The organism is Streptomyces spiroverticillatus (assembly GCA_014650415.1).
GTDB classification, from domain to species: Bacteria; Actinomycetota; Actinomycetes; order Streptomycetales; family Streptomycetaceae; genus Streptomyces; species Streptomyces spiroverticillatus.
Genome location: BMUX01000009.1, coordinates 346,874 through 370,311 on the forward strand (window position 1 = coordinate 346,874; position 23,438 = coordinate 370,311).

The following is a 23,438-nucleotide window of genomic DNA, read 5'->3' on the forward strand; positions in this document are numbered from 1 at the left end:
CCGCCCTGTGCACGTACTCACTTCGCGCCCGGGGAGGCGGCTCCTTCGACGGTCGTACGGTGCTCGGTCCACCGGCGGCGGGCCAGCCAGCCCAGCAGGACCAGGCCCAGCAGGGGGTACGGGGAGAGCGCGGGCTGTGCCCAGAGGCCGTACGCGATGTCCGTGTCCCCGTGGTGGGGGAAGACCCAGAAGCTGCGCGCGGTGAAGACCACGGCCAGCACGGCCGCCAGCCGGTACCGGCCCTCCGCGAGCAGCAGCGCCAGCAGCGGCACGCACCACACCCAGTGGTGGGACCAGCTGATCGGCGAGACCAGCAGCATCGTGAGGGCGACGGTGACGATCCCCCACTCCTCCTGCCCGGCCCGCACCGCGCGGCGCGCGATCCACAGTCCGGCGAGGCCGACGACGGCCGCGCAGGCCAGCCAGACGAGCCCCGGTTCCATGGAGTTCATGGCGCGGGCCAGCAGCCCCTGGAGGGACTGGTTGTCGACGATCCACACCTTGCCGACCCGGTCGGTCTCGAACATCCGCCGGGTCCAGAAGTCCAGGCTCGCCGACGGCAGTACGAGGATGCCGAACAGGACGGTGGCGACGAAGGACGCGAGCGCGGTGAGGCCGTTGCGGATCCTGCCCGTGACCAGCAGGTACACGATGAAGATGGCCGGGGTGAGCTTGATCCCGGCGGCGATCCCGAGCGCGACGCCCTTGCCGAGGGACCCCTTGGGGCGGCTCAGGTCCCACAGCACCAGACAGGCCAGCACCAGGTTGATCTGCCCGTACACGAAGGTCTGGAAGACCGGCTCCAGCCAGATCGCGAACGCGGTGGCGGCGAGGATCCACTCCTCGCGCCTCGGCAGCTTCGCGAACCGCCACGAGAGCCGTACGAGCACGGCCAGCAGGACCAGGTTCCCCACGAAGAAGCAGACCTTCATCGCGGTGACCGGCAGCCAGGTGGTGGGGACGAAGAGGATCGCCGCGAAGGGCGGGTACGTCGCCGGGAGCTTCCACTCCGTCGTCACGAAGTCGTACAGGCTCGTCCCGTTGACGACGGCCTGCCCCTCGGCCCGGTAGACGAGGGTGTCGCCGAGCGGGATGCGGGTCACCACGAACAGGGTGGTGAGCGCGGCCACCGACAGGACCAGCAGCACTCGCGCCGCGAGCAGCGCCCGGGGGCGGGGCACCGGTCCGCGATCTCGTTCTCGCGGGTGGTGCGGGTCGCTCGATCTACGGGGGGAGGTCACGCGGGCGGTGGCGGCGCGGGCGTTCTCGGTCCGGTCTGTCGTCACGCGGCAACCCTATGAGGATTCCCCGGGGCCGGGGAGAAGGGGCCGCCGTGCCGGGGGCGTCCCGGAGCCGTGTGGGGGCGTCCCGGAGCCGTGCCGGGGGCGTCCCGGAGCCGTGCCGGGGGCGTCCCGGGGCCGTGCCGGGTCAGTCCGTGCGCCCGGAGGCCACGCCCCGCTCCCCCGCCGCCCACGCGTCCCGCTCACGCCGCCAGTCCGACCCCGCACGGGTCTCCTGCTTCCAGTCGTCGGCGTAGTCGCCGAGGAGGACCACGCCGGCCGCCGCCCCCGCGAAGATGCGGACGGCCCGCAGCGCGCGGGCCACGCGGTGGGGCTTGTCGGTGACCGCCGACGCACCGGTGTGCGCGCGGTCCTTGGTCGTCGTCGTACGGGCGTCAGCCCTGCCCGTACCTGCACCGGGGGTGAAGGTCGCTGTACTCATGACTCCATGGTGTCCGCCGCACCTCCCCCGCACATCGGACCCCGGAGTGAACCTCCCCCTCCCGCCCCTCCGCCTTCAGGCTGACCCTTTCGGCCCCGCAGGTCAGCCCTGGGTCCCACAGGCCGTGCACCCCGGGGCCGGCGGCCCGGTCACCGCAAGGGTCCGCGCAAGGTTCGCCCCCGGGTCCACGCAAGGGCCGCCCCCAGGTCACGCAAGGGCCGCCCCCGTCCCCGTAAAAAATCATTCGCCAGACCCGGCCCCCGCAGCTAGAATCGCGCGTCTGCCCGCCTCCCTTCCGTGGAGTGCGCCGCGCCGCCCGGACGGAAACCGGTCGGCAGCCAGACGTGACTTCCCCGCCGAGCCGAGCCGCACACCCGGCCGCCCCGGTCCTCGCCCCGCGCCAGGACCCCGGCCGCCGCAAGGAACCCGGCCGCCCGGCCCGCGTACAGCCGGAGGCTTCACCGTGCCCGCGCACGACAACGTCAGCAGCACCGACGACCCCACCGACGACCCGCTCGCCAGCGAGCGCGCCCACCTCACCGCGTCCCGCGCCGCCCTGCGCGCCATGCGGGAGGACGTCGAGAACCTCGACATCAAGGACGTCACCGCGAACTGGGTCAACGCCGTCGTCCTGACCGCCCAGATCGAGGACCGCATCAAGGCCCTCGCCGACCTCTCCCACACCCCGCTCTTCTTCGGACGGCTCGACTACCTCCACACCGTCGGCGCCGAGGAGGCCGAGGGCACCCCCGGCGAGAGCTTCTACATCGGCCGCCGCCACGTCCACGACGCCGACGGCGACCCCATGGTCATCGACTGGCGCGCGCCGGTCTCGCAGCCCTTCTACCGGGCGTCGAAGAAGGACCCGCAGGACGTCGGCCTGCGCCGCCGTTTCGGGTACACCTCCGGCGAGCTGACCGCGTACGAGGACGAGCACCTCTCCGACCCCTCCGACGCCGACGACCCGCTGACCAGCAAGCTCCTCCAGGCGGAGATCGAGCGCCCGCGCGTGGGCCCGATGCGGGACATCGTCGCGACGATCCAGCCCGAGCAGGACGAGATCGTACGGTCCGGGCTCGCGGGCTCGGTGTGCGTGCAGGGAGGCCCGGGGACCGGGAAGACGGCGGTGGGCCTGCACCGGGTCGCCTACCTGCTGTACGCCCACCGGGAGCGCCTCGCCCGCACCGGCACCCTCGTCATCGGACCGAACAAGTCCTTCCTCCACTACATCGAGCAAGTCCTCCCGGCACTGGGCGAGTTGGAGGTCAAGCAGGCGACCGTCGACGACCTGGTGACGAGCGGGGAGGGCGCCGGGATCGAGATCCGGGGCACTGACGATTCGTCAGCCTCCTCCGTCCTCAAGGGTGATGCACGGATGGCGGAGGTGCTGCGGCGTGCGGTGCGGTCGCACGTGACGCCGCCCGAGGAGGGGCTGGTGGTCGTGCGCGGGTCGCGGCGCTGGCGGGTGCCGGTGTACGAACTGGAGGAGATCGTGGGGGAGTTGCTCGACCGCGACATCCGGTACGGGGCCGCCCGCGAGGCCCTTCCGCAGCGCATCGCGCACCAGGTCCTGGTCCGGATGGAACAGGCCGGGGAGGCCCCCGACGACCGGGTGCAGGACGCGGTGGCGCGCAACGCGGCGGTCAAGGCGGCCGTGAAGGCGATCTGGCCGCCGGTCGACCCGGCGAAACTGGTGCTGCGGCTGCTCTCCGACGCGGAATTCCTGGCGGAGCACGCGGAGGGGGTGCTGAGCGAGGAGGAGCAGGCCGCGGTGGTGTGGGCCAAGCCCGCCCGGTCGGTGCGGTCGGTGAAGTGGTCGGCGGCGGATGCCGTCCTGATCGACGAGGCGCGGGATCTGGTGGCGCGGACGCACTCGCTCGGGCATGTGGTGCTGGACGAGGCCCAGGACCTCTCCCCCATGCAGTACCGGGCGGTGGGGCGGCGGTGCAGTACCGGATCGGCGACCGTGCTCGGGGACCTGGCGCAGGGCACCACGCCCTGGGCGACGGGGAGTTGGGCCGAGGCACTCGGGCACCTCGGGAAGCCGGACGCGGTGGTGGAGGAGCTGACGGCGGGCTTCCGCGTGCCCCGGGATGTCATCGCGTACGCGTCGAGGCTGCTGCCGTGGATGTCGCCGGGGCTCACCCCGGTGTCGTCCGTGCGGGAGTCGCCGGGGGCGATGTCGGTGCGGCACGTCGAGGAGGACGACCTGGTCGCGGAGGTCGTCACCGCGTGCGAGGAGGCGCTGCGGAACGAGGGGTCGATCGGGCTGATCGCGGCGGACGCGCGGATTCCGGTGCTGGCGGAGGCGCTGGGGGCGGCGGGGCACGTGCCCCTCTCCCCCGGTGAGGAGACGACCGCGTCCTCCCGGCTGACGCTGGTGCCGGCGTCGCTGGCGAAGGGTCTGGAGTACGACTACGTGGTGCTGGACGAGCCGGCGGCGATCGTGTCGGGCGAGCCGGACGAACGCACGGGCCTGCGACGCCTCTACGTGGCCCTGACCCGAGCAGTCTCGGGCCTCACGGTCCGCCACACGACCCCGCTTCCGGAGGCCCTGGCTCCCTAACACCGGGCCCCCTTCCCCGGTCCCCTCGGCCGACACCCCGCCTGTCCCCTTGGGCGGCACCCCTCGCCTCCCCTTGGGCGGCGGGGCCGCCCCCTCCCACTTCCGCCCCCTCCCACTTCCACTTCCGCCTCGTCCCCTTGGGCGGCGCCCCTTTCCACCACCCTCCGTCCCCTTGGGCGGCGGGGCCGCCCCCCGGGGGCGGGACGGGCGGGCAAGGGGGCGGCCCGCACGATCCGGGCCCACCCGGACACCGGCCCCCACCCGCACCCTGCACGCCGGGTGCACGCGTCCCCGGGCCCTCGGGGCGCCTCCCAGCACCGGGCACGTGAAGCACCGGCCCGCCGGGCCATGGGGTCCCCAGCCCCGCCCCTTCACCTAAACCCGCGGGGCAATTGCACGGTTCCGTGCAGGAGCGTCGTGGCTGAGCGCGCAGTTCCCCGCGCCCCTGAAGGGGCGCGGAATGAGCGCGCCCGGCACGGGATCACCCCCACCGCCCCGCGCCCGAGCGTCACGCGTCACCCGTCGAGGACGGCCCGCCATTCCGCCACCGCATCCGCACTCACCGGCTCCGCCCAGCCCCTGGGCCGAGCCGCACCGCCGATGTGGAACGCGTTGATCCCGCCGGCCCGGAGCACCGGAAGGTGGTCCAGCCGCAGGCCGCCGCCGACCAGGATCTCCGCCTCGTAGCCGGGCGTGCCCGCCCGGGAGGCCTCCGTGAGGAGGGTGGGGAGGCCAGCGTCGACGCCCTCGGCCGCGCCTGCCGTCAGGTAGGTGTCCAGGCCCGGCAGGTCCGCCAGCAGCTTGCGCGTCGCGTCGCGGTCCGCCGCCCGGTCGATGGCCCGGTGGAAGGTCCACCGGCAGCCGTCCAGCTCCGCCACCAGGCGCTCGACCGTGACGAGGTCGGGGTTGCCGGCCGGGTCGAGGAAGCCCAGTACGAACTCCTCCGCCCCCTCGGCCCGCAGCGCCCGCGCGTCCTTGACGAGCGCCTCCACGTCCTGTGGCGTACCCGCGGAGAAACCGTCGGCGGCCCGCAGCATCACGCGCAGCGGGATGTCCACGGCGGCCCGGATCGCCGCGAAGGTCTCGACCGGGGGTGTCAGCCCGTCGGCGGCCATGTCCGTCACCAGTTCGAGCCGGTCGGCCCCTCCGGACTGGGCCGCGACCGCGTCCTCGGCGTTGAGGGCGATCACCTCCAGGACTGCGCGCTCACTCATGGGGTTCGGTTTCCTTCGTCATTGCCGACACGGATGCGGGTACAAGGACAAGTACAGAGATAGGTCTAGTCCAATGTCCAGACTAGGGCCCTTGTCCGGCCCGCGCACTACCCCCGCACGGCGTGTGATCAAAGCCCGGTCGGAGACGTGGGGAGTTCAGATACCCCCTGGGGGTATTCGAACGGGCCTTGCATCGCATGGGGGTGGGGGGTATACATGGAGACGGTAGATACCCCCTGGGGGTAATCAGGGCGAGCAGTAAGAGCCAAGGGCCCGCCAGGGCCCGCGACACAGGGAGCAGTCCATGACCGTCCACACCCCGGCAACCGCCCCGACACCGGCGGCCCCCGCCCACGTCGAGCTCGCCATCGGCGGCATGACCTGCGCCTCCTGCGCCGCCCGCATCGAGAAGAAGCTCAACCGGATGGACGGCGTCGAGGCCACCGTCAACTACGCCACCGAGAAGGCGAAGATCGCGTACGACCGCGAGAACACCGAGGTCGCCGACCTCATCGCCACCGTCGTGAAGACCGGCTACACAGCCGAGGAGCCCGCCCCCGTGGCACGGGAGGAGACTCCGCCCGACGGGACGACAGGCGAGGAACCCGACGATCCCGCGCTCGTCTCGCTGCGGCAGCGGCTCGTCACCGCGACCGTCCTCGCCGTCCCGGTCATCGCGATGGCGATGGTCCCGGCCCTCCAGTTCGAGTACTGGCAGTGGCTGTCGCTCACGCTGGCCGCGCCGGTCGTCACGTACGCCGCCTGGCCCTTCCACAAGGCGGCGTGGACGAACGCCCGGCACGGCGCCGCGACCATGGACACGCTCATCTCGGTCGGCACGTCGGCGGCCTTCCTGTGGTCGCTGTGGGCGCTGTTCTTCGGCACGGCGGGCATGCCCGGCATGACGCACCCCTTCGAGTTCACGATCGCCCGCAGCGACGGCGCCGGGAACATCTACCTGGAGGCAGCGGCCGGCGTCACCGCCTTCATCCTGGCCGGGCGCTACTTCGAGGCGCGGTCGAAGCGGAAGGCGGGGGCCGCGCTCAAGGCGCTCATGCAGCTGGGGGCGAAGGACGTCACCGTCGTCCGGGGCGACGGCAGTGAAGTGGTCGTGCCGATAGGGGAGTTGAAGACCGGGGACCGCTTCCTGGTGCGGCCCGGGGAGAAGATCGCCACCGATGGGAAGGTCGTGGAGGGGTCGTCCGCCGTGGACGCCTCGATGCTGACCGGCGAGTCCGTGCCGGTCGAGGTCGGGGTCGGGGACCCGGTCACCGGCGCCACGCTCAACGCGGGCGGCCGGCTGGTCGTCGAGGCGACCCGGGTCGGTGCCGACACCCAGCTCGCCCGGATGGCCAAGCTGGTGGAGGACGCGCAGAACGGCAAGGCGGCGGCGCAGCGGCTCGCCGACAAGATCTCGGCCGTGTTCGTACCGATCGTGATCGCGCTGGCGCTCGGCACGCTGGGGTTCTGGCTGGGGAGCGGGGCAGGGCTGACGGCCTCGTTCACGGCGGCCGTGGCCGTACTGATCATCGCCTGCCCGTGCGCCCTGGGCCTGGCCACGCCGACCGCGCTCATGGTGGGCACGGGGCGCGGTGCGCAACTCGGCATCCTGATCAAGGGGCCCGAGGTCCTGGAGAGCACCCGCAAGGTCGACACGATCGTGCTCGACAAGACGGGGACGGTCACGACGGGCCGGATGACGCTGCTGTCGGTGCACACGGCGGACGGTGTCGAGGAAGGTGACGTGCTGCGGCTGGCGGGTGCGCTGGAGAAGGCGTCCGAGCACCCGATCGCGCAGGCCGTGGCGACCGGGGCGACCGAGAAGGTGGGCACGCTGCCCACCCCGGAGGACTTCGCGAACGTACCCGGACTCGGTGTCCAGGGCATCGTGGACGGACATGCGGTGCTCGTCGGGCGTACGAAGCTGCTTGCGGAGTGGGCGATGGCGCTGCCCGTCGAGCTGGAGCGGGCGAAGGCCGAGGCGGAGGCTGCGGGGCGTACGGCCATCGCGGTGGCCTGGGACGGGGAGGCGCGGGCGGTCCTGACCGTCGCCGACGCCGTCAAGGACACCAGCGCGGAGGCCATCCGCCGGCTGCGCGGCCTCGGCCTCACCCCGATCCTGCTCACCGGTGACAACACGGCCGTGGCGGAAGCCGTCGCGGCGGAGGTGGGCATCGAGCGGGTCATCGCGGAGGTCATGCCCGAGGACAAGGTCAGCGTGGTCAAGTCCCTTCAGGAGGAGGGGCGTTCGGTGGCCATGGTCGGCGACGGCGTGAACGACGCGGCCGCGCTGGCACAGGCCGACCTGGGCCTGGCCATGGGCACCGGCACCGACGCCGCCATCGAGGCGGGCGACCTGACGCTCGTACGGGGAGACCTGCGGGCGGCGGCCGACGCGATCCGGCTGGCGCGGCGGACCCTCGGCACCATCAAGTCGAACCTCTTCTGGGCCTTCGCCTACAACGTGGGCGCGCTGCCGCTCGCGGCGATGGGGCTGCTGAACCCGATGATCGCGGGCGCGGCGATGGCGTTCTCGTCGGTGTTCGTGGTCGGCAACAGCCTGCGGCTGCGGAGCTTCAAGGCCGCGTAGGGGGAAGCGACGGAGGCAGGGGCCCGATACCGAGTTTCCCGGTACCGGGCCCTTCTCGCGCCCGGCAGCGGCGTCCGCGTCACGGATTGAACTCCGCGCGGCCCCGCCCGTATCCGTCGCGGACCTTCGGTGATAACCATCAGCTATGGACGTGCACACCAGGGACCTCCGCTACTTCCTCGCGGTGGCGACAGAGCTGAGCTTCACGCGGGCCGCGGAGTCGCTGTACGTGTCCCAGCCCGCCCTCGACAAGCAGATACGGCAGCTCGAACGGGCCCTCGGCGCCGAACTGTTCGTACGCGACCGGCGCGAGGTGCGGCTCACACAGGCGGGCGAGGCACTCCTCCCGCACGCACAACAGACCTGCTCCACATGGGAGTTGGGCACCGTCGCACTCGCCGCACTGCGGACGGCCACGGCCGGGGTCCTCACCGTCGGCATGTGCACGGGTACGGGTACGGGTGCGGGGCGGGCCGGCGTCCTCCCCGCGATCGGCTCCCGCTTCGCCGACGCGCACCCGGAGGCGACGCCCGTACTGCGGCAGTCCGGGTGGGACGACCCCACGGCGGGGCTCGCCGACGGCAGCAGCGACGTCGCGTTCGTGTGGCTGCCGCTGCCGGAGCCGTCGCGGTACGCGCACCTGGTGCTGGCGGAGGAGCCCCGGCACGTCGCGCTTCCGGCGGGGCACCGGCTGGCGGGCCGTTCCACCGTCGACTTCGCCGACCTCCTCGACGAGCCCTTCCTCGCCCTGCCCGACTCGGCGGGGCCGCTGCGGGACTACTGGCTGGCGACGGATGCGCGCGGTGGCGTGGGAGTGCGGGTGGGGGCGGTGGTGAACGGTCCCGACGAGACGTACGAGGCGGTGGAGGCGGGGCGGGGGGTGGTCCTGGTCGCCGACGCCTCGATGGTCCGGCGGGGGGACGTGGTGACCGTGCCGGTCCGGGGCGTCACGCCGTCCCGGTTCGCGCTGGCATGGCGGCGCGACGACATCCGGCCGCTGGTGCGGGCGTATGCGAGGGCTGCGCAGCACTGGATGCGGGCGGGCTCCCAGGGCGCCCCCTAGCCCCCGGCACCGGGGGCGTTCGGCTCCGCCCCGGCCGGGCCGCGCGGCAGACTGGGGGCATGAGTACCCCGTACCCCGATCTCCTCCGGCGTTGGGCGGCGACCGTCGGCGACCTGGGGGTCCGTGCCGTCGATCCCGAGCCGTACGCCCGCAACCTCCTCGACCGGTGGGCCGAGCCCCAGCGGGCCTATCACACGACCGCCCACCTCGCCGCCGTCCTCGGGCATCTGGACACCCTTGCCGACCACCCCGAGGACCCCCGCCTCGTGCGCCTCGCGGCCTGGTTCCACGATGCCGTCTACCACCCGGAGCGGGACACGAACGAGGAGCGGTCCGCCCGGCTCGCCGAGCGGGCGTTGGCCGAGTTGGGGCTCGAAAACGAACAGGCCGCCGAGGTCGCCCGGCTGGTGCGGCTGACGGTCACCCATGACCCGGAGCCCGACGACACCAACGGCGAGGCCCTCTGCGACGCCGATCTCGCCGTCCTCGCCTCCTCCCCCGAGGAGTACGCCGCCTACGCCGCCGCCGTACGGACGGAGTACGCCTTCGTGCCCGACCCGGACTTCCGGACAGGACGGGCCGCCGTGCTCACGCAGCTGCTGGCCCTGCCGAGGCTGTTCCGCACCCCGTACGGCAGCAAGCACTGGGAGGACGCCGCCCGGCACAACCTCGCCACCGAGCTGGCCCTGCTCAGCCCGTGAGCGGAACGGGGCTCGGCCCGTGAGCGGAAAGCGCTGGACCCTGACCCGACAGGAGGCCCTAGCTTCGGGGCCATGAAGATCGTCGTGCACGACACCGCCGCCGCCCACCTCCGCCTGCTGCGCCTCCCGGTCGCCGAGCGGCTCGCCGCACTCCGGGAGATCCTCGACCCGCTGCACCGGTTCATCGCCCCCGCCATGGGCGGACACGCCGACCTCGTCGCGATCCACGAGCAGGGCGTCGGCTTCCCCCTGGACGGCGACGACACCCGGCTGGCCGCCGCCGTCGAGCAGATGCGGCAGGCCCGGGTGTGGGAGCGGATCGAGGCGCGTCTCGCCGCCGCCCGCGACCGGCTCGTCGCGGCGGCCGAGGAGGCCGACCTGCGCGTCCCCGAGACCGTCCACGTCGTCCTCACCCTCGGCGACCCCGACGACCACCACCTCGTCGTCCGCAGCTCCGGCTACTTCGGCCTCGGCGGCTTCCCGGGGGCGATCCATCTCGTGATGTGGCCCACCCCCGCCGCCCTCGCCAAGATCGAGCACGCCGCCGCCCACGAGCTGCACCACAACGTCCGGTACGCGAACGTCGTCTGGAACCCCGCCACCGTCACCGTCGGCGAACAGGTCGTGGCGGAGGGGCTGGCCGAGGCGTTCGTACGGGAGCTGGCGGGCCCGGAGGCCACGGCCCCCTTCACCACCGCCCTCGCCGGAGCCCCGCTGGACGACGCGTACGCGAAGATCACGGCCGGGATCGACGTAGCGGGGATGCAGAACCTCGCCCCGTACGTCTTCGGCGACGACACCGCCGCTCTCATGAACCCGGACGCCACGCCCCTCGGCATCCCCGACCTCGCCGGCTACCCGGTCGGACTGCGCATCGCCGACGCCCACCTCGCCGCCACCGGCCGCACCGCCGCCCAGAGCGTCGCCCTGCCCGCCCGCGAGGTGCTGGGCAGTGCGGGGGTCCCGACCTCGGCGGCCTGAGCCACACTGGACACATGGAGCACCAGGATCCGGAGCAGGCCCTCACCGTGGGCCGCGCCGCCGCCCTCGTCGGGGTCAGCGTCAAGACGCTCCACCACTGGGACAAGATCGGGCTGATGCGTCCCACTTCCCGGACGCGGTCCGGCTACCGGGTGTACGGGGCCGAGGACATCGCCCGCATCCACCGGGTGCTCGTCTACCGCGAGCTGGGTCTTCCGCTCGCCGAGATCGGCCGCATCCTCGACGACCCGGACACCGACGCCCGCGCCCATCTGCGCCACCAGCGCGCCCAACTCACCGAGCGCATCGGCCGGTTGGAGCGCATGGTGGTCGCCGTGGACCGGATGCTGGAGACGTCCGGGTCCGACGGCGGCATGCGTCTCACCCCCGAGGAGCAGGTCGAGATCTTCGGCGCCGACTGGCAGCCCGAGTGGGTCGACGGCGCCGAGGAGCGGTACGGCGACAGCCCCCAGTGGGCCCAGTACCAGGAGCGCGCCTCCCGCCTGTCCCGCGAGGAGTGGGAGGAGGTCGCCGCCGCCACCCGCACCCTCCACCAGGACCTCGCCGCCGCCCTCCGCGCGGGCACCGCCCCCGGCTCCCCCGGGGCGAACGCCCTCGCCGAACGTCAACGGGCGCTCCTGTCCACGTACTTCGACTGCACGCTCGCCATGCAGGTCTGCATTTCCCGCATGTACGTCACCGAGCCCGGCTACGCCGACTCCTTCGAGGCACTGGAGCCGGGCCTCACAAAGTGGCTGCGCGACATCGTGTGCGCGAACGCGGCGGCGCAGGGCGTCGACCCGGAGACGGCCGCCTGGCCCGCATGAGCCCGGCGCTCCACGGGCACGGCCGGCCCGGCCAACTCCCTCAACTCCCCTGCCGCCGTGCGTCGTCGCCGCCCCCGCCCTCCATCGCCACCCGCTCGGCGGCGCTGCGCAGCACGCAGAACTCGTTGCCCTCCGGGTCCGCGAAGACCACCCAGCCGCCCCCGTCCGGCTTGCGGTGATCGCCGATCACGCGTGCGCCCAGCCCGACGTAACGTTCCACCGCGTCGTCGCGGAGACCGTCGGGCTGGAGGCACAGGTGCACCCGGTTCTTGCCGGACTTTCCCTCCGAGGCCTCCGGCACCTCGGCGAAGTGCAGGTGCATGCCGGTCGGCAGGGTGAGGGCGACCTCCGGGTCGCCCGGCCCGTCGCCCTCGTCGACCGGACAGCCCAGCACCCGGCTCCAGAACCCGGCCAGCTCATATGCGTTCGCACAGTCGAAGGCCACGTTGTAGACGATCGCGGTCACGGAACACTCCCTCGTTCACCCGGTTCACAGCTCCCCCTACTGTGGCCGATGCTCCGACACGGACGGACGCACCCCGGCGACCACCTCCGCGAGCCGTCGCGCGGTCTCCACGTCGCACCGGCCCAGATCGATCAGCGGCGCGGGCACGTCCCGGGCGCAGGAGGCCGAGTCCAGGGCCAGCGACGGGAGGGTGACACCGGCGGCGAACAGGGCCTCCCGGAGAGTACGGATCGTTTCTTCAGCGGCTCGGATGCCGAGCTCCTTCGTCGTCATGATCTATATCTCTACCGGCCGTATGGTGCTTATGCGTCACGGGAGTTGAAAGCCCCCGCAAGGGGACCGATGAGAGGAGGCACCCGGCCGGGAATGGCCGACTCCGACGGCTTGTTGAACGCTGTTATGCCCCCCTCTGATCAGGCGCGTCAACCCGACGCCCCCGCCGCAGTGCCCGCCGACCGCACCACGACACCCCGCGCCCGCATGCCGCTCGCCGTCTACATGCTGGGCCTCGCCGTCTTCGCACTCGGCACGAGCGAATTCATGCTCTCGGGGCTGCTGCCGCCGATAGCCGACGACATGGACGTGTCCATACCGCAGGCGGGCCTGCTGATCTCCGCCTTCGCGATCGGCATGGTGATCGGCGCCCCGCTGCTGGCCGTGGCCACGCTGCGGCTGCCCCGCCGCACCACTCTCATCGCGCTGATCAGCGTCTTCGGGCTCGGCCAGGTCGCGGGCGCCCTGGCCCCCTCGTACGAATTGCTCTTCGCGTCGCGGGTCGTGAGCGCCTTCGCGTGCGCCGGGTTCTGGGCGGTGGGCGCGGCCGTGGCCATCGCCATGGTGGACGTCGGCTCGCGGGCGCGGGCGATGGCGGTCATGATCGGCGGGCTGAGCATCGCGAACGTGCTGGGCGTCCCGGCGGGCGCGTTCCTGGGCGATCACCTGGGCTGGCGTTCGGCGTTCTGGGCGGTGGGCGCGGCGTCGGCCGTCGCGCTGGTCGGCGTCGTCACCCTCATCCCGCGCATCCCGCTCCCCTCCGAAAAGCCGCAGTTGAAGCGGGAGTTGAGCATCTACCGGGACCGCCAGGTCCTCGTCTCGGTCCTCATCACCGCGCTCGCGGCGGGCGGCGTCTTCTGCGCCTTCAGCTACCTCTCCCCGCTCCTGACCGACGTGGCGGGCCTGGACTCGAAGTGGGTCCCCTGGGTCCTCGGCCTCTTCGGGATCGGCGCGCTCGTCGGTACGACGGTGGGCGGCATGGTCGCGGACGCCCGCCCCTTCGGCGTCCTGATCGGCGGCATCAGCACCTCCACCGTGCTGCTCGCCGCCCTCGCCCTCTTCGGCTCGACGGCGGCCGTCGCCGTCACGCTCTCCTTCGCGCTCGGCTTCTCGGCCTTCTTCACCGCCCCGGCGCTGAACGCGCGGATGTTCAACGTGGCGGGCGCGGCCCCCACCCTGGCGGGTGCGACGACCACCGCCGCCTTCAACATCGGCAACACCGGCGGCCCGGCCCTGGGCGGCACGGTCATCGACGCGGGCTGGGGCTACTCGGCGACGGCCTGGGCGGGCGGCGCGATGACGATCGTCGCGGTGGGCCTCGTACTGCTGGCCCTGAAGTGGCAGCGCTCGGCCGGCACAGGCACATCACGCCTGGTCGCGGCGGGTGCACCGACGCCCGAGGCGGCCTCTCCCGTCCCCACCCCGAAGTAACACAACCCATTTACATGTAGCCCGCAACCTCTTCCGTCCCCCGTGATGTCCTCTGTCTCGTCACGTCACCACCAGTACGACAGAACCACGGGGGAAAACCCATGCGCCTGCGCACCGCCTCGCTCGCCGCCGCCGCCCTCGCGGCCGGCCTCACGCTCACCGCCTGCAACGACAACGGCGGTACGGGCACGGGGTCGGCCGGAGCGGGCTCCTCCTCCGCCCAGCCCTCGGAGGCGTCCGCCTCGGGCGGATCGGACTCCCAGGGCACCGGCAGCACGGGCGGCGACAAGGCCGACACCGGCGGCAGCGGAACGGGCAAGGGCGACGGCAAGGGCACCGCAAACGGCGGGAGCGGAAACGGCGGCGGGGGCATCGCCAAGTCCGCCGCCTGCAAGACCTCCGCCCTCGGCTTCCAGGTCGACCCGGGCGGCGAACCCGCCGACGCCAACACCCAGGGGCACGTCACCGTCACCCTGACCAACAAGGGCACGGCCCCCTGCACCCTCAACGGCTACCCGGGCGTGGACCTGGCGAGCGGTTCGGGCGACACCTGGTCCCTGACCCGCCAGACCTCCGTCAAGGCGAAGTCCCTCACCCTGGACCCGGGCGGCGACGCCTACTTCAAGGTCACGTACCTGCCCTACACGGCGGAGGGCAACACCCCGGACGCGGAGTTCAAGACCGTCACCCTGATCATGACCCCGCCCGGCGAGACCTCCTCGGTGAGCCTGCGCTGGCCGCACAAGACGCCCGTCCTCAAGCAGGACGCGGCGACCCACCCGGGCACGTTCGTGGGCCCGGTCCTGGGCGAGTAGCCCCCGGTCAGGCACGAGAACGGGCGCTCTAGCCGCCCTCGTAGCCGTGCTTGCGGCGGCGCAGGCCCGCCGCCGTGATGCGCCGCACCAGCTCCTTGCTGCCGATCTCCACCGCCCCCGCCTTCACCGCGTCCGCGTACCGCGCCTCGGGCACGTCGTAGTGGTCGCGCTCGAAGGCGCGGGGCGGGCAGCCGATGGCGGCGGCGAAGGTGTGCAGTTCCTCGTACGACACGTCGCTGACCAGGTGCGACCAGAGGCGGCCGTGGCCGGGCCAGGTCGGCGGGTCTATGTAGATCGTCATGCCGGGGGCAGCTTTCCGACGGGGGCGACGGCGACGACGGCCTTCGTGCAGACCCAGTGCGGATCCGGGCCCAGCTCCGGCTCGACCTCCAGCGCGTGCGGGTCGCCGTCGTGACAGACCGGGCACAGCGGCCAGCGCCCGTACTTCTCCAGCAGCGCGTCCTGTACGTCCTGGGCGACGAGCCCGGCGACGAATTCCGTCCCCTCGGGCCACTGCTCCACCCACCAGCGCCGGTGCGCGACGGCGTCCTCGACGATCGAGACGATGCCGGGATCGGCGACGTCACGGGCGGTGAGGTCGGCCATGACCTGGGCGCGGGCGGTGTGCAGGGCCTGTTCGAGGGGGGTCATGGGTCCATTGTCGCCCTGCGGGAGTCCTGCGGGACCAAAGTCCTCCCGCGCACAGGACCTCCGGACCGTTGACGCACCCCCGTCCTGAAAATATCTTTCAGGTATGAGTGAGACGGTGAAGGAAAGTTCCAGGGCGCCGGGCGCCGGCCCCGAAGCACCCCCCGCCCCGGCAGCCCTCGCCGCGAAGGTGCGCACCCTCGCGCCCTCCATGACCCGCTCCATGCAGCGCGTCGCCGAGGCCGTCGCCGGGGACCCCGCCGGATGCGCCGCCCTCACCGTCACCGGGCTCGCCGAGCTGACCGGGACGAGTGAAGCCACGGTCGTACGGACTTCACGACTGCTGGGCTACCCCGGCTACCGCGACCTGCGCCTCGCCCTGGCCGGGCTCGCCGCGCACCAGCAGTCGGGGCGCGCACCCGCCGTCACCGCCGACATCGCCGTGGACGACCCGATCGCGGATGTCGTGGCGAAGCTCGCGCACGACGAGCAGCAGACGCTCGCCGACACCGCCGCCGGGCTGGACACGGTCCAACTGGGCGCCGCCGTCGCCGCGTTGGCGTCCGCCCGCCGCGTCGAGATCTACGGTGTCGGCGCCTCCGCCCTCGTCGGCATGGACCTCGCCCAGAAGCTCCTGCGCATCGGGCTCTTCGCGCACGCCCACAGCGACGCCCACCTCGCCGTCACCAACGCGGTCCTGCTGCGCTCCGGCGACGTCGCCGTCGCCATCACCCACTCCGGGTCGACCGGCGACACCATCGAGCCGCTGCGGGTCGCCTTCGAGCACGGGGCGACGACCATCGCGATCACCGGCCGCCCCGGCGGCCCCGTCGCCCAGTACGCCGACCACGTGCTGACCACCTCCACGGCCCGCGAGAGCGAGCTGCGACCGGCCGCCATGTCCAGCCGCACCAGTCAACTCCTGGTCGTGGACTGCCTGTTCGTGGGCGTCGCCCAGCGTACGTACGACACGGCAGGGCCCGCGCTCTCCGCCTCGTACGAGGCACTCGCCCACCGCCACGACCCCCGCACCGCCCGATAAGGAACCCCCCACACCATGAACGCCACTCCGTACAGCGCCCTGCGTGCCCAGCTCGACACCCTCACCACCGAGGCCTTCCGCCCCGAGCTCGCCGAGATCGACCAGCTGTCCACCCCCGAGCTGGCCGCCCTCATGAACAGCGAGGACGCCACCGTCCCGGCCGCCGTCGCCGCCCAGCTGCCGCAGATCGCCGCCGCCATCGACGGCATCGCCGAGCGGATGGCGCGCGGGGGCCGCCTGATCTACGCGGGCGCGGGTACGGCGGGCCGCCTCGGTGTCCTCGACGCCTCCGAGTGCCCGCCCACCTTCAACACCGACCCGTCCGAGGTCGTCGGACTGATCGCCGGTGGCCCCTCCGCCATGGTGAAGGCCGTGGAGGGGGCGGAGGACAGCAAGGAGCTGGCCGCCGAGGACCTCGACGCGCTGAAGCTCACCGCCGACGACTCGGTCATCGGGATCTCCGCCTCGGGCCGCACCCCGTACGCCATCGGCGCCGTCGAGCACGCCCGTACCCGCTACGGGGCGCTCACCGTCGGCCTGTCCTGCAACGCGGACAGCGCCCTCGCGGCCGCCGCAGAGCACGGCATCGAGGTCGTCGTCGGGCCCGAACTCCTCACCGGCTCAACGCGGCTCAAGTCGGGCACGGCCCAGAAGCTCGTCCTCAACATGATCTCGACGCTGGTCATGATCCGGCTCGGCAAGACGTACGGAAACCTCATGGTCGACGTCCGCGCCTCCAACGAAAAACTGCGGGCCCGCTCGCGGCGCATCGTCGCCCTGGCCACCGGCGCGGACGACGCCGAGATCGAGGCCGCCCTCACCGAGGCCGGCGGGGAGGTGAAGAACGCGATCCTGATCGTCCTCGGCGACGTGGACGGCCCCACCGCCCAGACCCTGCTCAAGGAAGAGCACGGCCACCTCCGCGCGGCCCTCAAGTCCGCCCGTACGACCGCATAACCCCCTCCCCCCTCCGCACAGCAAGGCACCACGCACCATGAGCACCGACACCCCTGAGAACAAGAACCGCGCCACCGCTGCCGCGATCCTTCCGCTCGTCGGCGGCGCGGACAACGTGACCTCGGTCGCCCACTGCATGACCCGGCTCCGGCTGGGCCTGCGCGACCGCTCGCTCGTCCAGGACGACGCCCTGAAGGCGGTGCCCGCGGTCATGGGCGTGGTCGAGGACGACACGTACCAGATCGTGCTCGGACCGGGCACGGTCGCCCGGGTCACCCCGGAGTTCGAGGCCCTCGTCGAGGAGGGCAAGTCCGCTTCCGGCGGGGCCCTGACCGCCGAGGAACTGGCCGCCGAGGGCGCCGCGATGCGCGCCGCCCAGAAGGCCAAGAACGCCACCCCGTTCAAGCTCTTCCTGCGCCGCATCGCCAACATCTTCGTCCCGCTGATCCCGGCCCTCATCGGCTGCGGCATCATCGCCGGCCTCAACGGCCTGCTGATCAACCTGGGCTGGCTGCCCGCCGTCACCCCGGCGCTCGCCTCGATCGCCTCCGGCTTCATGGCCCTGATCGCCGTCTTCGTCGGCTTCAACACGGCCAAGGAGTTCGGCGGCACGCCGATCCTGGGCGGTGCGGTCGCGGCGATCATCGTCTTCCCGGGCGTCGCGAAGATCGACGCCTTCGGCCAGACGCTCTCGCCCGGCCAGGGCGGTGTCCTCGGCGCACTGGGGGCGGCCGTCCTCGCGGTCTACATCGAGAAGTGGTGCCGCAAGTGGGTCCCGGAGTCCCTGGACGTCCTCGTCACCCCCACCCTCACGGTCCTGCTCTCCGGCCTGGTCACGATCTTCGGCCTGATGTTCGTCGCGGGTGAGGTCTCCACGGCCATCGGTACGGGTGCCAACTGGCTGCTCGACAACACGGGCGCCTTCGCGGGCCTGGTCCTGGGCGGCTTCTTCCTCCCCCTGGTCATGCTCGGCCTCCACCAGGCCCTGATCCCGATCCACACCACCCTCATCGAGCAGCAGGGCTACACCGTCCTGCTCCCCATCCTGGCGATGGCGGGCGCGGGCCAGGTCGGCTGCGCGGCGGCGGTCTTCATGCGCCTGAAGAACAACCACTCCATCCGCAACACCATCAAGTCCGCCATGCCCGCCGGAATCCTGGGCGTCGGCGAACCCCTCATCTACGGTGTCTCGCTCCCCCTGGGCCGCCCCTTCATCACGGCCTGCGCGGGCGGCGCGGCGGGCGGCGCGTTCGTCGGCCTCTTCTCGATGCTGGGCGACAAGGTCGGCTCCACGGCGATCGGCCCCTCGGGCTGGGCCCTCTTCCCGCTCCTCCAGGGCAACCAGGGCCTGGGCACGACGATCGCCATCTACGCGGGCGGCCTCCTCGTCGGCTACGTGGTCGGCTTCCTCGCCACCTACTACTTCGGCTTCACCAAGACGATGCTGTCGGAGCTGAACACCCCGGCAGCCGAGGCCGCGGCCGAACCCGCCAAGGCCGAACCCGGGGCCGGGCCCAAGGAACCGGCCGTCGTCTGATCCGTACCGGCTGACACATGCACGAGAGCGGTGCTCCCACCGGGGAGCACCGCTCTCTCTCCGTACGTCAGTACCCGCGTCAGCTCGGAAAGCGCGAGGTGTCCAGCTCCCCGCCGAAGGGCTCCGGCAACACCAACGTCTCGCCGAACGGCACTCGGTCCGCGTGCTTGTACGCGCCGTTCTGCGGCTCCGTGAACAGGGTGCTGGTCGGCCCGTGCTGGTCGAACCGGTCGATCAGGAGGTAGGCGGGGACAGGTGCGTGCGCGTACCCCCACAGCTTCATGGTCCGGTCGTCACGGGCGTTGCCGCGCGAGGTGATCTCCACGACGAGGAGGGCTTCGGCGGCGTCGACGGGGTTCGACCCTTCCGCGTCCTCGTCCACCACGAATCGCTCAGGCATCACGACGAGATCGGGCACGTAGAGCCTGTCGAGGGAGACGATGTTGACGCCCAAGGTCTGGAAGATCCCGAGGTCCGCAGGGAGGACCCCGTACAGGAACTTCTGGAGCTGATGGGCGATGGCATTGTGATGCCGGTGGGGCGGCGGTACCAAGACGATCCGTCCTTCATCGATCTCGGCGCGCCATCCGTCAGGGATGTCCAGACCGCGCCAGGTCTCCAGCAGGTAGTCCCACGGCCCCTCGGAGGACACCTCGTGGTGCTCGACCATCGCTGCGGTCATTGCGAGTCCCTTCTTCCTCGGCCCGGGACGCATCACCGTGGCCAGGCATATGCACGGCAGTACGTCGCTTCCGCAAGCGTCCCACGGACGAGTGAGGCATGCACGGGTGTCACCGCTGCCAGCAGTCCACGTCGCGCAGCTCCGGCATCCGGTCGCGTACGAAGACCGGGTCGATGCCCATGCGCCGCTGCGCCCGGTAGTCCTCCAGGAGGCGGAAGGCGATGCCCGAGAGGGGGATGATCGCGGCCATGTTCACCAGGGCCATGAAGCCCATGAAGACGTCCGCGAGGTTCCACACGATGGAGACGGAGCCGAGGGCACCGAGGAAGACGGTCAGCAGGACGAGCACCCGGTACGCCGGCAGCACCCATTTCCTCTCGTCGCCGGTGATGAACTCGATGTTGGACTGGCCGTAGTAGTAGTTCCCCATCATGGAGCTGAAGGCGAGCATGAAGACGACCACCGTCAGGACGTGCCCCGCCCAGTTCCCCAGCGACGCCGTCAGCGCGTTCTGGGTGAGGTCCGCCCCCTGACGGGCGCCCGCCAGTTCCGGGTTCGTCGTCAGGATGATGAAGGCGGTCATCGTGCAGATGAGGATGGTGTCGAAGAAGACGCCCAGGGACTGGACCAGTCCCTGCTTCACCGGGTGGGACACCTCCGCCGCCGCCCCCGCGTTCGGCGAGGAGCCGAGGCCCGCCTCGTTGGAGAACATGCCGCGCCGGATGCCCTGCTGGATCGCCGTGCCGATCGCCCCGCCCGCGACCTCCCGGAAGCCGAAGGCCCCGCCCACGATGTCGGCGATGACCCGCGGCAGGTCGGTGATGTTGAGGACGACGACAGCCAGCCCCAGCACCAGGTAGAGCACCGCCATCACGGGCACGAGCACCTGCGTGACCTTGCTGATCCGGCGGACACCGCCGAAGATCACCAGGCCGAGCAGGACCGCGAGCAGCACCCCGATCACCGGCTCCCGCCAGGACGCGTCCGCCCCGCCGATGGAGTTCCCGGCGACGGCGACGATCGTATTGGCCTGCACCGCGTTGAAGACGAAGCCGAAGGTGACGGTGATGGTCACCGCGAAGAGGACGCCCAGCCAGCGCTTCCCGAGGCCGCGCTGCATGTAGTACGCGGGCCCGCCCCGGTACGTACCGTCGTAGTCGCGGACCTTGTAGAGCTGGGCGAGCGCCGACTCGACGAAGGCCGAGGCCGCGCCGACCGTCGCCATGACCCACATCCAGAACACCGCACCCGGCCCGCCGAGCGTGATCGCTGCGGCCACACCCGCGATGTTGCCGGTGCCCACCCGCGCCGCCGCCGAGATCGTGAAGGCGCCAAAGGAGGACACCGCCTTGCGGCCGTGCGCGTCGACCTCCGCCTTGTCGCCCAGCACCCGGATCATCTCCGGGAACATCCGGACCTGGACCGCCTTGGAGCGGACCGTGAAGTACAGGCCCGCCCCGATCACGATCGGGATCAGGAGGTAGCTCCAGAAGACGTCATTGATGTCGACGATGACGGAGTCCAGGGTGTCCATGCGACCCAGCTTCGGGGCAGATGCCCAGGTCAGCCACCCGGGAAGGACCACCCGGGAACGCCACTGGGGCGGCACCCCCGAAGGGATGCCGCCCCAGTGGACGAACGTGCTGCCACCAGCGGGAGGGGGACTTAGAAGTCCATGTCCCCGCCCGGCATGCCGCCCGGAGCGGCCGCGGCGGCCTTCTCCGGCTTGTCGGCGATGACGGCCTCGGTGGTGAGGAACAGCGCGGCGATGGAGGCGGCGTTCTGCAGGGCGGAGCGGGTCACCTTCGCCGGGTCGAGGATGCCCTCGGCGATCATGTCGACGTACTCACCGGTGGCGGCGTTCAGGCCGTGACCGATGGGCAGGTTGCGGACCTTCTCCACAACGACGCCGCCCTCGAGACCACCGTTGACGGCGATCTGCTTGAGCGGGGCCTCCAGGGCGAGCTTCACGGCGTTGGCGCCGGTCGCCTCGTCACCCGTCAGCTCCAGCTTCTCGAAGACCGCGGAGGCCTGGAGGAGAGCCACGCCACCACCGGCGACGATGCCCTCTTCGACGGCCGCCTTCGCGTTGCGGACGGCGTCCTCGATGCGGTGCTTGCGCTCCTTGAGCTCGACCTCGGTGGCGGCACCGGCCTTGATGACGGCCACGCCGCCGGCCAGCTTCGCCAGGCGCTCCTGGAGCTTCTCGCGGTCGTAGTCCGAGTCGCTGTTCTCGATCTCGGCGCGGATCTGGTTCACGCGACCGGCGACCTGCTCGCTGTCACCGGCACCGTCGACGATGGTCGTCTCGTCCTTGGTGATGACCACCTTGCGGGCGCGGCCGAGGAGGTCCAGGCCCGCGTTCTCCAGCTTGAGGCCGACCTCTTCGGAGATGACCGTGCCGCCCGTGAGGATGGCGATGTCGTTCAGCATGGCCTTGCGGCGGTCGCCGAAGCCCGGGGCCTTGACGGCGACGGACTTGAAGGTGCCGCGGATCTTGTTCACGACCAGGGTGGAGAGCGCCTCGCCCTCGACGTCCTCGGCGATGATCAGCAGGGGCTTGCCCGACTGCATGACCTTCTCCAGCAGCGGAAGGAGGTCCTTCACGTTGCCGATCTTCGAGTTGACGATGAGGATGTACGGGTCGTCGAGCGCCGACTCCATGCGCTCCATGTCCGTCGCGAAGTACGCGGAGATGTAGCCCTTGTCGAAGCGCATGCCCTCGGTGAGCTCGAGCTCCAGGCCGAAGGTCTGCGACTCCTCGACCGTGATGACGCCTTCCTTGCCGACCTTGTCCATCGCCTCGGCGATGAGCTCGCCGATCTGGGTGTCGGCGGCGGAGATGGAGGCCGTCGAAGCGATCTGCTCCTTGGTCTCGACATCCTTCGCCTGCTCCAGGAGCGCGGCGGAGACGGCCTCGACGGCCTTCTCGATGCCACGCTTCAGGGCCATCGGGTTGGCGCCCGCGGCGACGTTGCGGAGACCCTCACGGACCAGCGCCTGCGCGAGGACGGTCGCGGTCGTCGTGCCGTCACCGGCGACGTCGTCCGTCTTCTTCGCGACCTCCTTGACGAGCTCGGCGCCGATCTTCTCGTACGGGTCCTCGAGCTCGATCTCCTTGGCGATGGAGACACCGTCGTTGGTGATCGTGGGGGCGCCCCACTTCTTCTCAAGAACGACGTTCCGGCCCTTGGGGCCGAGAGTGACCTTGACGGCGTCGGCGAGCTGGTTCATGCCACGCTCGAGGCCGCGCCGGGCCTCCTCGTCGAACGCGATGATCTTGGCCATGTGAAGTGGTCCTCCCAGGACGGGGTGGATTTCTCCGGACCGTACGATTCGGTGCCCGCGACGGACGGCCGCGCGATGCCCGGGATTCCTTACCCGAGCACCTCTCGGCCTCACCGAACCTGGTCCAAGTTCTGTCACTCTCACTGGGAGAGTGCTAACGCCAATGATTAGCACTCGACCCATGCGAGTGCAAGCGGATACCACAGATCTTGGACACCGGCGCGCACCGTGGGCCGTCCGTGGGCCGTCCGTGCCCCCGGACGCACCAAGGGCCCGTACCCCTGTATCGGGATACGAGCCCTGAGCGCGTGAGTACTGGTGAGTGCGTTGCTGGCCGATCGCGCCGAGATCAGACGGCGAGCTTGACCATGTCCGCCTGCGGACCCTTCTGGCCCTGCGAGATCTCGAACTCGACTCGCTGACCCTCTTCAAGGGTGCGGTAGCCGTCCATCTGGATCGCGCTGTAGTGGACGAAAACATCCGCACCACCGTCGACCGCGATGAAGCCGTACCCCTTCTCCGCGTTGAACCACTTGACGGTGCCCTGAGCCATGCCTAACCTCGAAATTTCGTGACGGCTCGTCAGGTCAACTGGTGGGCTGTTGCGCTTTGTTGGGCCGGGTGCGGGCAGGTTG

General features: G+C 71.6%; 22 protein-coding genes. 11 read left to right on the top strand and 11 right to left on the bottom strand.

All coding sequences use genetic code 11. The annotated features are described in order from the left end of the window. Nucleotides 1-17: 17 nt before the first annotated feature. Nucleotides 18-1,181 carry a glycosyltransferase 87 family protein gene (locus tag IE269_RS24995; RefSeq protein WP_438817621.1) on the bottom strand — a complete coding sequence of 388 codons (1,164 nt, stop codon included), beginning with the start codon at nt 1,179-1,181 and terminating at the stop codon, nt 18-20. 247 nt (nt 1,182-1,428) lie between these two features. Further along, nucleotides 1,429-1,722: a hypothetical protein gene (locus tag IE269_RS25000; RefSeq protein WP_189825367.1), complete on the bottom strand. Its 294-nt coding sequence runs from the start codon at nt 1,720-1,722 to the stop codon at nt 1,429-1,431. Between the two features lie 463 nt (nt 1,723-2,185). Here IE269_RS25000 and IE269_RS25005 point away from each other — a divergent pair, with 463 nt between their 5' ends. Then, nucleotides 2,186-4,288, top strand: a complete 2,103-nt coding sequence (locus tag IE269_RS25005; protein ID WP_189825368.1) for a HelD family protein — start codon at nt 2,186-2,188, stop codon at nt 4,286-4,288. Nucleotides 4,289-4,803: 515 nt separating this feature from the next. On the opposite strand, the gene IE269_RS25010 is transcribed toward IE269_RS25005, so the two are convergent. Then, nucleotides 4,804-5,502: a copper homeostasis protein CutC gene (locus IE269_RS25010; protein ID WP_189825370.1), complete on the bottom strand. Its 699-nt coding sequence runs from the start codon at nt 5,500-5,502 to the stop codon at nt 4,804-4,806. 304 nt (nt 5,503-5,806) lie between these two features. Between IE269_RS25010 and IE269_RS25015 the strand changes: the two genes are divergently transcribed. The 5 genes from IE269_RS25015 (at nt 5,807) to IE269_RS25035 (ending at nt 11,664) form a co-directional block, all read left to right on the top strand. Then, nucleotides 5,807-8,092 (top strand): heavy metal translocating P-type ATPase, encoded by a 2,286-nt coding sequence (locus IE269_RS25015; RefSeq protein WP_189825371.1) that lies wholly within the window; start codon nt 5,807-5,809, stop codon nt 8,090-8,092. Between the two features lie 145 nt (nt 8,093-8,237). Then, on the top strand, nt 8,238-9,155 hold the full coding sequence (locus IE269_RS25020) for a LysR family transcriptional regulator (RefSeq protein WP_189825372.1): 918 nt from the start codon (nt 8,238-8,240) through the stop codon (nt 9,153-9,155). Nucleotides 9,156-9,214: 59 nt separating this feature from the next. After that, entirely contained in the window at nt 9,215-9,856 is a 642-nt protein-coding gene (locus IE269_RS25025) for an HD domain-containing protein (RefSeq protein ID WP_189825373.1), read from the top strand. 72 nt (nt 9,857-9,928) lie between these two features. Continuing rightward, nucleotides 9,929-10,837, top strand: a complete 909-nt coding sequence (locus IE269_RS25030; protein ID WP_189825374.1) for a DUF2268 domain-containing putative Zn-dependent protease — start codon at nt 9,929-9,931, stop codon at nt 10,835-10,837. 14 nt (nt 10,838-10,851) lie between these two features. Continuing rightward, nucleotides 10,852-11,664, top strand: a complete 813-nt coding sequence (locus tag IE269_RS25035; protein ID WP_189825375.1) for a MerR family transcriptional regulator — start codon at nt 10,852-10,854, stop codon at nt 11,662-11,664. Nucleotides 11,665-11,704: 40 nt separating this feature from the next. On the opposite strand, the gene IE269_RS25040 is transcribed toward IE269_RS25035, so the two are convergent. Then, a complete protein-coding gene (locus IE269_RS25040) occupies nt 11,705-12,130 on the bottom strand; it encodes a VOC family protein (RefSeq protein WP_189825376.1) in 426 nt (141 codons plus the stop codon). Between the two features lie 36 nt (nt 12,131-12,166). After that, nucleotides 12,167-12,403 (bottom strand): hypothetical protein, encoded by a 237-nt coding sequence (locus tag IE269_RS25045; RefSeq protein ID WP_189825377.1) that lies wholly within the window; start codon nt 12,401-12,403, stop codon nt 12,167-12,169. 207 nt (nt 12,404-12,610) lie between these two features. Between IE269_RS25045 and IE269_RS25050 the strand changes: the two genes are divergently transcribed. Both IE269_RS25050 and IE269_RS25055 read left to right on the top strand, forming a co-directional pair. Continuing rightward, entirely contained in the window at nt 12,611-13,834 is a 1,224-nt protein-coding gene (locus tag IE269_RS25050; RefSeq protein ID WP_189825413.1) for a Cmx/CmrA family chloramphenicol efflux MFS transporter, read from the top strand. A 101-nt stretch (nt 13,835-13,935) separates the two neighbouring features. Beyond that, the gene (locus IE269_RS25055; protein ID WP_189825378.1) at nt 13,936-14,649 is read left to right on the top strand and encodes a DUF4232 domain-containing protein; all 714 of its coding nucleotides are present in this window, start codon (nt 13,936-13,938) and stop codon (nt 14,647-14,649) included. 28 nt (nt 14,650-14,677) lie between these two features. Here the strand turns inward: IE269_RS25055 and IE269_RS25060 are convergent, their stop codons facing one another. Together IE269_RS25060 and IE269_RS25065 are read right to left on the bottom strand one after the other, a co-directional pair. Beyond that, nucleotides 14,678-14,950 carry a DUF4031 domain-containing protein gene (locus tag IE269_RS25060; protein WP_189825379.1) on the bottom strand — a complete coding sequence of 91 codons (273 nt, stop codon included), beginning with the start codon at nt 14,948-14,950 and terminating at the stop codon, nt 14,678-14,680. Continuing rightward, entirely contained in the window at nt 14,947-15,300 is a 354-nt protein-coding gene (locus IE269_RS25065) for a hypothetical protein (RefSeq protein WP_189825380.1), read from the bottom strand. Before IE269_RS25065 ends, IE269_RS25060 begins: the two co-directional genes overlap by 4 nt. A gap of 103 nt (nt 15,301-15,403) precedes the next feature. Here IE269_RS25065 and IE269_RS25070 point away from each other — a divergent pair, with 103 nt between their 5' ends. The 3 genes from IE269_RS25070 to IE269_RS25080 are packed head-to-tail and all read left to right on the top strand — an operon-like array spanning nt 15,404 to nt 18,833. Beyond that, the gene (locus IE269_RS25070) at nt 15,404-16,339 is read left to right on the top strand and encodes a MurR/RpiR family transcriptional regulator (RefSeq protein WP_189825381.1); all 936 of its coding nucleotides are present in this window, start codon (nt 15,404-15,406) and stop codon (nt 16,337-16,339) included. Between the two features lie 15 nt (nt 16,340-16,354). After that, nucleotides 16,355-17,296 carry an N-acetylmuramic acid 6-phosphate etherase gene (gene murQ / locus IE269_RS25075; RefSeq protein ID WP_189825382.1) on the top strand — a complete coding sequence of 314 codons (942 nt, stop codon included), beginning with the start codon at nt 16,355-16,357 and terminating at the stop codon, nt 17,294-17,296. Between the two features lie 37 nt (nt 17,297-17,333). Further along, nucleotides 17,334-18,833 (top strand): PTS transporter subunit EIIC, encoded by a 1,500-nt coding sequence (locus tag IE269_RS25080; RefSeq protein WP_189825383.1) that lies wholly within the window; start codon nt 17,334-17,336, stop codon nt 18,831-18,833. A 79-nt stretch (nt 18,834-18,912) separates the two neighbouring features. Here IE269_RS25080 and IE269_RS25085 read toward each other — a convergent pair whose 3' ends face one another. The 4 genes from IE269_RS25085 to IE269_RS25100 form a co-directional block, all read right to left on the bottom strand. Further along, nucleotides 18,913-19,515, bottom strand: coding sequence for a Uma2 family endonuclease (locus IE269_RS25085; protein ID WP_189825384.1), 603 nt, complete (start codon nt 19,513-19,515; stop codon nt 18,913-18,915). Between the two features lie 109 nt (nt 19,516-19,624). Further along, entirely contained in the window at nt 19,625-21,049 is a 1,425-nt protein-coding gene (locus tag IE269_RS25090; protein ID WP_189825385.1) for an alanine/glycine:cation symporter family protein, read from the bottom strand. A gap of 131 nt (nt 21,050-21,180) precedes the next feature. Beyond that, on the bottom strand, nt 21,181-22,803 hold the full coding sequence (gene groL, locus IE269_RS25095; protein ID WP_189825386.1) for a chaperonin GroEL: 1,623 nt from the start codon (nt 22,801-22,803) through the stop codon (nt 21,181-21,183). Nucleotides 22,804-23,152: 349 nt separating this feature from the next. Then, nucleotides 23,153-23,356: a cold-shock protein gene (locus tag IE269_RS25100; RefSeq protein WP_005315736.1), complete on the bottom strand. Its 204-nt coding sequence runs from the start codon at nt 23,354-23,356 to the stop codon at nt 23,153-23,155. Nucleotides 23,357-23,438: the final 82 nt, after the last annotated feature.

What these genes read in the sequence shown, in the direction of transcription:
- IE269_RS25000 (WP_189825367.1), bottom strand. Translation starts at nt 1,722, where the DNA reads ATGAGTACAGCGACCTTCACCCCCGGTGCAGGTACGGGCAGGGCTGAC.
- IE269_RS25010 (WP_189825370.1), bottom strand. Translation starts at nt 5,502, where the DNA reads ATGAGTGAGCGCGCAGTCCTGGAGGTGATCGCCCTCAACGCCGAGGAC.
- IE269_RS25015 (WP_189825371.1), top strand. Translation starts at nt 5,807, where the DNA reads ATGACCGTCCACACCCCGGCAACCGCCCCGACACCGGCGGCCCCCGCC.
- IE269_RS25020 (WP_189825372.1), top strand. Translation starts at nt 8,238, where the DNA reads ATGGACGTGCACACCAGGGACCTCCGCTACTTCCTCGCGGTGGCGACA.
- IE269_RS25025 (WP_189825373.1), top strand. Translation starts at nt 9,215, where the DNA reads ATGAGTACCCCGTACCCCGATCTCCTCCGGCGTTGGGCGGCGACCGTC.
- IE269_RS25030 (WP_189825374.1), top strand. Translation starts at nt 9,929, where the DNA reads ATGAAGATCGTCGTGCACGACACCGCCGCCGCCCACCTCCGCCTGCTG.
- IE269_RS25035 (WP_189825375.1), top strand. Translation starts at nt 10,852, where the DNA reads ATGGAGCACCAGGATCCGGAGCAGGCCCTCACCGTGGGCCGCGCCGCC.
- IE269_RS25045 (WP_189825377.1), bottom strand. Translation starts at nt 12,403, where the DNA reads ATGACGACGAAGGAGCTCGGCATCCGAGCCGCTGAAGAAACGATCCGT.
- IE269_RS25050 (WP_189825413.1), top strand. Translation starts at nt 12,611, where the DNA reads ATGCCGCTCGCCGTCTACATGCTGGGCCTCGCCGTCTTCGCACTCGGC.
- IE269_RS25055 (WP_189825378.1), top strand. Translation starts at nt 13,936, where the DNA reads ATGCGCCTGCGCACCGCCTCGCTCGCCGCCGCCGCCCTCGCGGCCGGC.
- IE269_RS25060 (WP_189825379.1), bottom strand. Translation starts at nt 14,950, where the DNA reads ATGACGATCTACATAGACCCGCCGACCTGGCCCGGCCACGGCCGCCTC.
- IE269_RS25065 (WP_189825380.1), bottom strand. Translation starts at nt 15,300, where the DNA reads ATGACCCCCCTCGAACAGGCCCTGCACACCGCCCGCGCCCAGGTCATG.
- IE269_RS25070 (WP_189825381.1), top strand. Translation starts at nt 15,404, where the DNA reads ATGAGTGAGACGGTGAAGGAAAGTTCCAGGGCGCCGGGCGCCGGCCCC.
- murQ (WP_189825382.1), top strand. Translation starts at nt 16,355, where the DNA reads ATGAACGCCACTCCGTACAGCGCCCTGCGTGCCCAGCTCGACACCCTC.
- IE269_RS25080 (WP_189825383.1), top strand. Translation starts at nt 17,334, where the DNA reads ATGAGCACCGACACCCCTGAGAACAAGAACCGCGCCACCGCTGCCGCG.
- IE269_RS25085 (WP_189825384.1), bottom strand. Translation starts at nt 19,515, where the DNA reads ATGACCGCAGCGATGGTCGAGCACCACGAGGTGTCCTCCGAGGGGCCG.
- IE269_RS25090 (WP_189825385.1), bottom strand. Translation starts at nt 21,049, where the DNA reads ATGGACACCCTGGACTCCGTCATCGTCGACATCAATGACGTCTTCTGG.
- groL (WP_189825386.1), bottom strand. Translation starts at nt 22,803, where the DNA reads ATGGCCAAGATCATCGCGTTCGACGAGGAGGCCCGGCGCGGCCTCGAG.
- IE269_RS25100 (WP_005315736.1), bottom strand. Translation starts at nt 23,356, where the DNA reads ATGGCTCAGGGCACCGTCAAGTGGTTCAACGCGGAGAAGGGGTACGGC.